This window comes from Amycolatopsis sp. PS_44_ISF1 (assembly GCF_032335455.1).
Taxonomy (GTDB): Bacteria; Actinomycetota; Actinomycetes; order Mycobacteriales; family Pseudonocardiaceae; genus Amycolatopsis.
In genome coordinates this window covers 95,437-104,656 of record NZ_JANUXO010000002.1, presented here as the reverse complement: position 1 = coordinate 104,656, position 9,220 = coordinate 95,437, and the positions used below count along the sequence as shown (strand labels likewise).

Below are 9,220 nucleotides of genomic sequence, written 5' to 3'. Positions count from 1 at the left end.
TCGCGTGTTCCTCACCAGGTCGGATGGGCACCTTCAGCAGACGCGGCCACGCTAAGCCCCGAGCAAGACCCCTCGGCCCCCTAACGGCGGCGGGTGGTCCACACATCCGCGCCCGGCCGGGCGGCGAACCGGAAAATCGCCGGCGACCGGGAAGGTCGTCGGCAATCGCGGAATCCCGCCGCCGCCGCGCGGCGGGCGGAACCGGTTGCCGGTGCGGGGAAACCGCCGCCGGTTCCGGGGTGACCCCCTAGCCCGGCGGGCCCACCCCCTAGGAGCTGTCCTGTAAGTCATCGGAGCCAGAGCACGATGGCAGCGATGGTCGGTTCGGCCTGGTAGTAGGCGGCGCGTTTGGCGTAGCGGGTGGCCAGGTCACGGAACTGTTTGAGCCGGTTGAAGCAGCGTTCAACGACATTGCGCTGCTTGGAGACCTCAGCATCGAACGCGGGCGGCCGTCCGCCCCGGGAGCCTTTGGCGGCGCGGCGGCCGATCTGATCGGCCCGTTCCGGGCTGACGAAAGCGATCCGCCGGTCGCGCATCGCCCGCCGGGTCGAAGGATGCGAATACGCCTTGTCCGCGATCACCGTCTCCGGTCGGCAACGCGGACGCCCGGGCCCGAGGCGGGCGACGCCGATGCCATCCAGCAGCGGCAGCAGGTGCGGGTTGTCCCCGGCTTGGCCTGGGGTAAGCAGGATCCGTACCGGCAGGCCTCGCCCTTCGACGGCACGATGGATCTTGGTGCTCAGCCCGCCGCGGGAGCGTCCGAGTCCTTCTCCGTCGCAGGCAAGGGCGTCGATCCCGTCGCTGCATCCCCTTTTTTCCGGGCGCCGGCCGAGTGCTGGTGGGCCCAAACCACGCTCGAGTCCACCGAGATGATCCACTCGAGACCGCCGACGGCGTCGTCTTTGACGATCACCCGGTCGAGGATCCGCTCCCCGGTGCCGTCCCTGGTCCACAACCGCAGCCGTTCATGCGCAGCTTTCCCGGGACCCTAGCGGCCGGGCAGATCCCGCCACGGGGCACCCGTGCGCAGCTTCCACAGGATCGCATTGATCACCTGCCGGTGATCGCGCCACCGCCGCCCACCGCCTTGCTGCGCTGGCAGCAGCGACTCGATCACCACCCACGCCCTCTCCGTCAACTCACCCCGACCAACCACCGGGCACAACCATCAGAAGTCCAGCTCAACCACTTGCAGGACACCCCCTAGCCGGCCCGGCGGGCCGTGGTGAGGGTTTCGGCGATCGCGCCGGTCATCCGGGCCGCGTGCGGCACCAGGTAGAAGTGGCCGCCGGAATACGTCCGCAGGCTGAACTCGCCGGTCGTGTGCCGGGCCCACGCCCGCGCCTCGTCGAGGGTCACCTTGGGATCGGCGTCGCCGGTGTGCACGTGGATCGGCGCGCGCAGCGGGCCGCCGCCGCCGAAGCGGTAGGTCTCCGCCGCGCGGTAGTCGTTGCGGATCGCCGGTAGCGCCATCCGCAGGATCTCCTCGTCCTCGAAGATGCGGGCTTGCGTGCCGGACAACGCCTTCAGGTCCGCGATGAGCCCATCGTCATCCCTCAGGTGGGTGAACTCCTCCCGGACCTCCGACGGTGCGCGGCGGCCGCTGGCGATCACCGCCGCCACGTCGGTGCCCGCCGCTTCCAGCCGGCACGCGACCTCGAAGGCGAGCGACGCGCCCATGCTGTGGCCGAACAACGCCAGCGGCCGGTCGCACCACGGCGCCAGCACGGGGACGAGCGCGTCGGCGAGCTTCCCGATGTCGTCGACGAGGGGCTCGTGGCGGCGGTCCTGCCGCCCGGGGTACTGGACGCACAGCACGTCCAGCCCCGGCGACAACGCCCGGGAGAGCGGGAAGAAGAAGCTCGCCGAGCCGCCGGCGTGCGGTAGGCAGACCAACCGCACCGGCGCCTCCGCGGCGGGGTGGAAGCGGCGGATCCAAGGGTCGCCGGCGGGTGTCGCACTGCTCATGCGCGTTTCCTTCGAAGAGGTCAGGCGGTTTCGGTCCGCGCCGGCCACAGCAACCGGGCCAGGTCCTCCCGGCGGGTGACCTGCAGCTTGCGGTAGACGCGGGTGAGGTGCTGCTCGACGGTACTGGTCGACAGGTGCAGGCGCGTGCCGATCTGGCGGTTGGTCATCCCCGACGCGGCCAGCGCCGCCACGCGCCCTTCCGCGTTGCTCAGCTCGTAGCGCGTCTGCACGTGCTCGTCGCCGAGCAGGTCGGCCAGGTCGAACCGGTAGCCCTCGCAGAGGATGCGGCGCACGTCCTCGACGGCCTCGCAGTCTTCGGCGATCTCCATGGCTTCCCGTGCACCTTCCTGCGCCTGCTTGGTGTCTCCCCGGGAATACCGCTCGTTGCTCAGCTCCGCCAGTGACAGCGCCAGTTCGAGGGCGTGCCCGGACTTGCGCAGCAACGCGACGGACTCCCGCAGCATACCGGCGCGGGCGTCCGGTTCGGACAGCCGCGCGAGCAGTCGCAGCGAGACGCCGCGCATGGCACCCGGCTCCCCGCGGCGGCGCCGGCTCTGCTCGTCGAAGAGGGCCTTGGCTTCGTCGGTGCGGCTCAGCGCCGCGTGGACCAGGCCCGCGCCCAGCCGCCACGGCGCGATCACCGCGCGGTCGAGGCCCCACTCCCGCATGAGCCGGCCGCACCGCTGGAAATCCTCCAGCGCCGCGAAATGGCGTTCGGTCCGCAAAGCGTACAGCCCGCGGGCATACAGGTAGTTGAGGCCGAAAGCGGTCTCGAACGTCCCCGCCGGCATCGGCCGGCGCAGGTGCTCGGCGGCCTCGGCGTACCGGCCGAGGCCGCTGGCCGCAGCGACCAGAATGCTCTGCGGGTAGGCGATCACCACGCCCCAGCCCCGGTCGGAGATCAACGCCAGTGCCTCGTTCGCCCGCGCTTCGGCGGCCCTCAGCCTGCCCTGCCGCAGCGCGATGTCCGCCGACACCCCGAGCACGATCGCTGACAGCGTTGTCAGGTTGTGACGCCGCGCGTGGCCGAGCAGGTTCTCGCACCAGTACCCGGCGCGGTCGAGCCGGTCGGCGTAGACCAGCGCGAGCAGCGCGGCGAACACCGACTCGTCCGCGTGGCTGCCCATTTCCGTGCTCTGCAGGACGAACTCGGCGCTCGAGCAGTCGGCACCGACCCCACCGGTCAGCACCGACACCAGCGCGGTGGCCGCGTGCAGCCGGAGGTCACCGGTGGCGTCCGGTTCCCGGGACCGCCCCCGCTCGGCCGGGTCGGCGGCGAGCGCGGTGTCGCGCCGGGGGTGCAGGTACTGCATCCAGTGGCGGGTCGCGTTGAGGGCGTCCTGCGTGGCCGGTGTGCGGCCGGCCCGCACGGACTCCATCCACTCCACGACTCCGGCGGCCTCCTTCACCCGGCCGTGCCACAGGAGGTAGCCGGCCAACCGGCCGGCGTCCTGATCGCCGAGGTGGCCGGCCAGGAGCGCTTCGCGCAGCGAGGGCAGGTAGCTGGCCGCGGCCCGGGGGTTCGTGTGCCACTTGATCCGCGCGAGCAGCCCCAGGCTGCGGGCCCGGGTGTGCTCGTCGACCTCGGCGCGCAGGGCGAACTCCAGGTAGGCCGCGGCCCGGTCCAGCTCCCCGGCCACGCGGGCCTCTTCGGCGGCCTCCACCAGCACTTCGACCGCCCAGGGGGCCGGCGACTCCTTGGTGGCCACGAGGTGGCGGGCGACCGCGTCGCCCGCCGCCCCCTTTTCGTGGAGGAGTTCGGCGATCTTCCCGCGCAGCCCGGCCTCGATCGCCGGCGCCATGGTCTCCAGCACCGCCGTCCGCGCCGCCGCGCTGTGGTAACCGCCGTCCGGCCCGAGCACCCCGGCCGCCACGAGCGCCTTCACCGACTGGTCCACGTCGTCCGCGGGTGCGACGAGCAGCTGCGGGACGAGCTCGTGGTCGCCTTGCTCGCGCAGCAGCGCCAGCGCCTGGGCCACCGCACGCATACCGGCCCCGCCGCGGTACAGGCAAGCCGACACCGCGTCCCGGAACCCGCGCCCGCCCGGGCGCACCACCCCGTCCGCCACCGCGTCCTTGAGGAGTCCCTTCAGCAGCAGGGGATTTCCGCCGGAAGCACGGTGCAGCACCTCCACCTGGCCGCTCAGCCGGTCGTCCCCCGGGTACCACCGGGCCATCGCCTCGACCCCGGCCCGGCTCAGCGCACCGACGTCGAGCGACTGGATGCGGGCGCGCCGGGTCAGCTCGGCGTCGAACTCGGTCAGCCTCCCGCTCAGGTGGTCGGCCACGCCGAAGAGGAACAGAATCGGCGCGGCGACGAGCCGGCGCTGAACGTAGAGCAGGTTCTGCAAAGACGCGTCGTCGGCGAAGTGCAGGTCGTCCACGCAGACCACCAGCGGCCCGGACCCCAGCCGCTCGACCAGTGCCTTGTGGAGCAGCTCGCCCATCCGCAGAGCCGCCGGCGGCTCGCCGGCCGGTTCGCGCGGGCCGCCGCCGAGGTCGTCGAACAGCTGCCGGACCAGGGCCTGCGGGCACGACTGCTCGGCCAGTGACCCGTTCGCGGTCAGCACGCCGGTCCCGCTCGCGGCGCAGTGGGTGACGAACTCCCGGATCACCGCGGTCTTACCGGTGGCGACGGGCCCGCGGACCACGACCGTCTGGCTGTGGCCCTCCGCCGCCGAACGCAGGAGCCCGTCGAGGTCGGCCAGCAGATCGTCCCGTTCGACGAGATCCGCGCCGGGCGCGGCGTGGTCCCTCTCGTGGGTGCCTCCGGCCGTCCTCACAGCGCGGTGTCGGCGGCGTGCGCGTCCCGGAAGCAGTTGATCAGGTCGACCTGCACCCAGTCCTCACCCTGCTGGACGAACCCCCGCTTGCGGTAGTGGTCGGGCGTGACGGGGGTCAGCTCCTCCTGGAAGACGAACGGCTGGCCGAAGGCGACGTACTCGCCGACACAGCGCAGCGACCCGTCCTCCCAGCCCTGGCACGTCGTGGTCCCGTGGTTGCCCCAGTCGTCGATGTAGTGGGAGAAGAACTTCTCCGCGACGCTGTTCCACCCGAAGGTCCACCGCACTCTGATCCCCGGCACGGGAATCACCTGGGTCATCTCGTAGTAGTGGCCGCCCGCGACGGCCTTGGTGTTCCAGGACGCCGTCCCGGAGGTCGGCGGCTCGCTGGTCAGGTTGACGTACTCACAGCGGAAGTCGCCGAGCAGGAAGTCCAGTTCGCGCAGTTGCGCCGCCGGCTCCGGAGCCGAAAAGCCCGCCACCGCGGCCTCCGCCTCAGCGCCGGTGAGCACGTCGGCAGGAATGGAAGATTCGTCGACGGTCATGTGGGCTCCCGAGATTTTCACACAATATTGATGGCACAATGACGCCGGCCCTTCGGCCAAATGGCGGTAATCCGTCTTGGACTCAGCGACTCGGCCCAGCGCTCACCTGAGCAATGGCGATCGAGACAACGAGGAAGGCGAGCCGCCACCCCGCGGCCCGGTTCCCGTTCACCGGCACCAAAATCGTGCCCGCGCCGCAGCAACTTTAGCCAGTCGACCCGACTCGCTGAACCGGGCGCCTCCCACTGAAGTCGTTCGGGTCACCGGGAGGGTACAGACGGGCAACCGCGCCACTACTACAGTGCGCGGCGCTGTCCGGACACCGACATTCGGGTGAATCCGATCATGCTCCCGAACGCATGGTTGCGAGTCATTTTTTGTCATCCTTGACATCGGTGATCACGCACGTTAAAAGCGGGCCACCAACGCGTTCGTTGCGTAACGGCAATACCTCGGTAAACGACAGCCGGTCACAATTCACGCGATGGTAACGGTGAGAGCACAGTGGACGGTACAGTGGACGGTAAGCTCACTCGCCTGCACTCAACCTGCCGGACGGCGGGCCGCCTCGCAGCGAGCTTCCAATCGCCCGTCGTAACCGCCGACGACGAGGTACCAGCGGAATATCCAGCGTTCGGTTACCTGAAGCCGGTATCACCGGCAATCGGCTCAGCTCGGTGGAGTGCCTGCATAGTCCCGGATGCGCACCGATTCGTACGTGCCGGCGCCGCCGCTGTTGAGCTTCGCCATCACCTTGGCCACGCCTGCCGGCATGGCCGAAACCAGCCGCGCACCGTAGACGAAAGCCCGTACGCCGAAGCTGGTGGCTGGGATGATCGTGCGGAGATCGCTCTGTGCGAAAGCGCGGCTCTTACGCACCACGTCCTTCATTTCCTTTTCGTACGCGTCGAAAGCTCGCACGTGGTCTCCTCCTGCCGAGGCCAATTCGCCGGCCAACACGTACGCGCCGAGCACGGCGAGGCTGGTTCCTCCCCCGACGGCGGGGCCAGGACAGTATCCGGCGTCACCGACCAGGGTCACGCGACCACGCGACCACGGCTCGAGATCGAGCTGGCTGATCGAGTCGAAATAGAAGGCATTCGGGTCGTCGAGCGTGGCCAGCCAACGGTCGACCTGTGGGTGCATACCGGCGTAGGCTTCCCGCACCAACTGCTTCTGCCGTGGAATGTCCCGGTGGTCGAGGTCGGGCTGGTGGTCACGGCGGAACAGGAAAATGGCCCGGGCGTCGGCGAGGTTTCGGGCGGTGTAGCACGCGGCAGTACGGCCGGGGCCGAAGTGGGCGACCGTCTCGCCACTGCCGGGACCCAAATCCTTCGGCAGCGAGAGGATGGCCAGGTAGGCGCCCATGAACCTGGTCGAGCCGCCCTCGTCGCCGAACACGAGCCGGCGGACGTTCGAGTGCAGGCCGTCGGCGCCCACGACCACATCGAACCGGCGCGGGGCAGCGCGGGAGAAAGTGACGTCGCCGTCGGGTGAGATACCGGTGATCGAGTCGTCGAAGAGGTACTCGGCGTGCTCACGGCCGGCGTCGTAGTAGATCTTGCTGAGGTCGTCACGCATGACCTCGACGTCCCGATCGGACGATGCCTGAAAGATCTTCGTCAGGTCGGCCCGGGCCGGCCGGTGCGCGCCCTCGCGATGGAGAGTCAGCTTCTTCGAATCGATCGCCACCGCCTCGACCTCAGGCAGCACGCCCATTCGCTCGGTGATGTCGACGGCGGGCCGGTACAGGTCCACGGCGTGGCCGCCGGCCTTCCGCAATTCCGGCGATCGTTCGACGACCGTGACGTCGAACCCGTACCGGCAGAGCCAGTAGGCCAGCACGGGACCGGCGATGCTCGCACCAGAGATCAGAATGCGCATGACTGCTTTCCGGCCTTCCCGGCGATGCGGATTACGTGCTTGCCGAGGACACCGCCGCGCTCGAAAGCGTTCTGTGCGGTGGCGACGTCGGCCAGAGGGTAGACGTGGTGGATCACGGGGCGCAGCGCGCCGGCCGAGACGTGGGCGGTGAGATCGCGTAGCAAGGCCGAGCGAGGATCGGCGCTGAAGGTGCGAATCCGCCGCGACCGGTGAACGCTGGAGAACGTGATCGCGCGAAGAGCCGGGCCGGACAGCACTACGGTGGCCATCCGGCCTCCTCGGGCCAGCCGGCTGCGGTAGCGGGGTAGCTGCGTGCCGACCGTGTCGATGATCACGTCGAACGGGCCGATGTGCTCCGGTGTGGTCGCGCTGCGGTCCAGCACGAGGCCGGCACCGAGCTCGCTCAGAGCCGTTGCGTGCCCGTCGGCGGCCAGGGCCGTGACGAAGGCGCCCATCGAGTGGGCCAACTGCACCGCTGCGGTGCCGACGCCGCCCGCCGCGCCTCTGACGAGCACCCGCTCGCGGGAGGTCAGTCCGATGATGTCGGTCAGCGCGATCAAGGCGGTGCTGCCCCCCACGACCAGTGACGCGGCCTCGACGCCGGAAAGGGTGGCGGGAGCGGGAGCGATGCGGTCGGCGGGAACGACCACGTACTCCGCGGCTCCGGCGAGGGTGTGCCGGCGCCGCGGGTGCACCGTCCCCCACACCCGGTCCCCCACCCGGTGATCCTCGACTCCGGGCCCGGTCCGGACGACGACACCCGCGAAGTCCAGGCCCACCCCGATGGGGAACGTGCGGCCGGACACCACTTTCACGCGGCCGGACCGCACGAGGACGTCGTGGCCGTTCACGCTCGACCCTTCGACGGCCACGAGCACTTCGCCCGGCCCCGGGGCCGGGCGAGCGGTCTCGGCGATCCGGATGACGTCCGGCGCTCCGAACCCGGTGATCTGCGCGGCTTTCACGGCACGTCCTCCCCTGGCTGATCCGATGTGCCACCCATCGTCGGGCCGGCTGAGGTGGTCTCGGTCGTTCCGTTCATCCTGGGTCGGCCAGACCCACCCTGAGCGGGACTGGGGCACAATGGCGATCATGAGCGACGAGGCCCGGCGGGCGCTGGCCGACTTCCTGCGGGTGCGACGCAGCCGCGTGCAACCGCAGGACGTGGGGTTGGAGCCGGGCCCACGGCGCCGCGTGGCCGGGCTGCGCCGGGAAGAGCTCGCGCTGCTGGCCGGGGTGAGCCCGGACTACTACCAGCGCATGGAGCAGGGCCGTGATGTGCGCCCCTCCGACCAGGTCCTCGACGCCATCGCCCGTGCGCTCCACTTCTCCGAAGAGGAGTCGCGGCACCTGCACACCCTCGCGTCCGCAGCGCGCAAACCGCCCCCAGCCGCCGGCCGCTACTCCACGGAGGAAGTGGCAGCGACTACCAAGCGGCTGCTGCACGGAACACCGACCCCGGCGATGGTCATCAGCCGCTTTCTGGACGTGCTCGCCGGCAACCCGCTGGCCGATGCCGTCCTCGGAGCTTTCACCGACCTGCCCCGCGACGAGCGGAACCTGCTCACGCTGCTGCTGCGGCCGGAGGCCAACCGGAACTGCCCGGATTGGGGGACGACCATCGCGGAGCTGACCGCGATGCTGCGGACCCAGGTTGCCGCCGAACCGAATCACCCGCGAGCGGTGGAGCTGGTGGGCCGGCTGTCGGAACTCAGCGCCACGTTCGTGTCGTTGTGGTCCCGCCACGACGTCGACGACACGACCCGCGGCCACATGCGGATCCTCCACCCCCTGGTCGACGAACTGCGGCTGGACTGGGATGCCTACCCGGTCCCGGACTCCACCGGGCAGATGCTCATCGTCTTCACCACCGAGCCCGGCAGCGTGGACGATCATCGGCTGCAAAGGCTGAAGGACCTGCTCCCCACCGGCGCCGCGCCCGTCTCACCGCCGCGGCACCCCTGACGCCGCGAACGAGCGCCTTCGCCGGGTGACACCGGCCGCCCCCTGATCGGGGGGCACGAGGACACGGCTGGCCAC

The 9,220-nt window shown here is 70.4% G+C and carries 6 protein-coding genes and 1 pseudogene; 1 reads left to right on the top strand and 6 read right to left on the bottom strand.

Annotated features, from left to right (window positions below; all coding sequences use genetic code 11):
• Positions 1-287 precede the first annotated feature (287 nt).
• From NYF13_RS15595 to NYF13_RS15570, 6 genes and pseudogenes are all read right to left on the bottom strand, one after another.
• Positions 288-1,165 (bottom strand): annotated as a pseudogene (locus NYF13_RS15595) (IS5 family transposase).
• 38 nt (positions 1,166-1,203) lie between these two features.
• The gene (locus NYF13_RS15590; RefSeq protein WP_315657524.1) at positions 1,204-1,968 is read right to left on the bottom strand and encodes an alpha/beta fold hydrolase; all 765 of its coding nucleotides are present in this window, start codon (positions 1,966-1,968) and stop codon (positions 1,204-1,206) included.
• A 20-nt stretch (positions 1,969-1,988) separates the two neighbouring features.
• Positions 1,989-4,751 (bottom strand): AAA family ATPase, encoded by a 2,763-nt coding sequence (locus NYF13_RS15585; RefSeq protein WP_315657521.1) that lies wholly within the window; start codon positions 4,749-4,751, stop codon positions 1,989-1,991.
• Positions 4,748-5,296 (bottom strand): hypothetical protein, encoded by a 549-nt coding sequence (locus NYF13_RS15580; protein WP_315657520.1) that lies wholly within the window; start codon positions 5,294-5,296, stop codon positions 4,748-4,750. Before NYF13_RS15580 ends, NYF13_RS15585 begins: the two co-directional genes overlap by 4 nt.
• A gap of 669 nt (positions 5,297-5,965) precedes the next feature.
• Positions 5,966-7,180, bottom strand: coding sequence for an FAD-dependent monooxygenase (locus NYF13_RS15575; protein ID WP_315657518.1), 1,215 nt, complete (start codon positions 7,178-7,180; stop codon positions 5,966-5,968).
• The gene (locus NYF13_RS15570) at positions 7,168-8,145 is read right to left on the bottom strand and encodes an NADP-dependent oxidoreductase (RefSeq protein WP_315657517.1); all 978 of its coding nucleotides are present in this window, start codon (positions 8,143-8,145) and stop codon (positions 7,168-7,170) included. Before NYF13_RS15570 ends, NYF13_RS15575 begins: the two co-directional genes overlap by 13 nt.
• A 127-nt stretch (positions 8,146-8,272) precedes the next feature.
• Between NYF13_RS15570 and NYF13_RS15565 the strand changes: the two genes are divergently transcribed.
• On the top strand, positions 8,273-9,145 hold the full coding sequence (locus NYF13_RS15565) for a helix-turn-helix transcriptional regulator (RefSeq protein WP_315657515.1): 873 nt from the start codon (positions 8,273-8,275) through the stop codon (positions 9,143-9,145).
• Positions 9,146-9,220: the final 75 nt, after the last annotated feature.